2 protein-coding genes are annotated in these 1,789 nt (G+C 67.2%); one reads left to right on the top strand and one right to left on the bottom strand.

Annotated features, from left to right (window positions below; all coding sequences use genetic code 11):
• The first annotated feature begins 248 nt into the window (after positions 1-248).
• Entirely contained in the window at positions 249-1,451 is a 1,203-nt protein-coding gene (locus ACH45E_RS45730) for an IS110 family transposase (RefSeq protein ID WP_399042899.1), read from the top strand.
• 18 nt (positions 1,452-1,469) lie between these two features.
• Here the strand turns inward: ACH45E_RS45730 and ACH45E_RS45725 are convergent, their stop codons facing one another.
• Positions 1,470-1,703 (bottom strand): hypothetical protein, encoded by a 234-nt coding sequence (locus tag ACH45E_RS45725; RefSeq protein ID WP_361458336.1) that lies wholly within the window; start codon positions 1,701-1,703, stop codon positions 1,470-1,472.
• Between the last annotated feature and the right edge of the window lie 86 nt (positions 1,704-1,789).

The following is a 1,789-nucleotide window of genomic DNA, read 5'->3' as shown; positions in this document are numbered from 1 at the left end:
CCCCCCCCCGTTACCTTTTTCGTGGCTCCGCAACGGGGCCTCCGGCCTTCGGGTCCGGCATGACTTCCCCCTCCTGTTGTTCATGATCCGGGGGGTGGTGTCACCGGGCCCGGAGGCATCGACGGACCGCTGATGAGGGGCTTGAGCACCGGCGCTTCACCCGAGCCGGAAGAGCTCTCCGTAACGTGGATGTGGCAGCTCGATGCCCTGGCAGGCCGGACGAAAAGCGTGACCGGAGGGGCCTGCACGTGATCGACACCGGTGACATCGACGTCTTCCTCGGCCTGGACGTCGGCAAGGGCGAACACCACGCCACCGCCGTCACCCCGGCCGGGAAGAAAGCCTTCGACAAGCGGCTGCCCAACAGCGAACCCAAACTCCGCGAGCTCTTCGCGAAACTCCAGGCCAAGCACGGAACGGTGCTGGTCGTGGTCGACCAGCCGGCCTCAATCGGGGCTCTGCCGCTGGCGGTTGCGAGAGCCATGGGCTGCCCCATCGCCTACCTGCCCGGACTGACGATGCGCCGGATTGCCGACCTCTACCCGGGCGAGGCCAAGACGGATGCGCGGGACGCGTTCATCATCGCGGACGCCTCCCGGGCGATGCCTCACACGCTGCGGGCCATCGACGGCGAGGACGAGACGATCGCCGAGCTGGAGATGATCGTCGGCTTCGACGACGACCTGGCCGGCGAGGCCACCCGCGTCGCGAACCGGCTGCATGACCTGCTGACCCAGATCCATCCTTCGCTGGAGCGGGTGCTGGGGCCGCGGTTGCAACACCCGGCCGTCCTGGCCCTGCTGGAGCGGTTCGGCTCACCGTCCCAGATCCGCAAGGCCGGCCGACGCCGCCTCGTCACGTTGATACGGCCGAAGGCGCCGAGGATGGCCGAGCGGCTGGTCGAGGAGATCTTTGCTGCCCTGGACGAGCAGACCGTCACTGTTCCGGGCACCGAGGCAGCCGCTTTGATCGTCCCGAGCCTGGCCGGCTCGCTGACCGCCGTGCTTGACCAGCGCAAGCTGCTGGCCGGGCGGATCGAGGAACTACTGGAGGCCCACCCTCTTTCGAAGGTCCTGACGTCCATGCCAGGCATCGGCGTCAGGACCGGCGCACGGATCCTGATCGAGGTCGGCGACGGCAGCACCTTCCCGACCGCCGGCCACCTCGCCGCCTATGCGGGCCTCGCCCCGGCGACCCGCAACTCAGGTTCCTCAATCCGCGGCGAACAGCCCTCCCGGCGGGGAAACAAGCAGCTCAAACGGGCTTTCTTCCTCTCTGCGTTCGCCGCTCTGGGCGACCCCGCATCGCGGTCCTACTACGACAAGAAGATTGCCCAGGGAAAGCACCACACCCAGGCCCTGCTCTGCCTCGCCAGACGCCGGGCCGACGTCCTCTTCGCGATGCTCCGCGACGGCACCTTCTACGAACCCCAACCCGCCACAGCCAGGTGAGGAGTTCAGACCGCTCGATCAGTCCTCCGGCCGAAGCCTCTGACGAGCCGCCTCAAGCCGCTCGTCATAGTCGGATACGAACAGCTCGGGAAGCGTCTTGTCGAGCGTTCCGGCGATCCTATGGATCGGCGCCCACACCGCCGGATCGTCGACAACCTGGCCGAGGTCCGTCATCTGGAGTTTCTCCAGCCAGTGCGACAACACCAGTGCCTCGTCACTCGACAGCTTGATCGTGACCTGGCTATCACTCATGCCCACCCCTACGGCTCAGCCCGCCCTCGACCACACGAACCTACTGGCCTTCGACCTTGACCAAACACATAGGGGCACCCCCCCGC

The organism is Streptomyces sp. NPDC020299, from assembly GCF_044387825.1.
GTDB lineage: Bacteria > Actinomycetota > Actinomycetes > Streptomycetales > Streptomycetaceae > Streptomyces.
The sequence above is the reverse complement of the archived record's forward strand: the minus strand, read 5'-3'. Positions and strand labels throughout refer to the sequence as shown.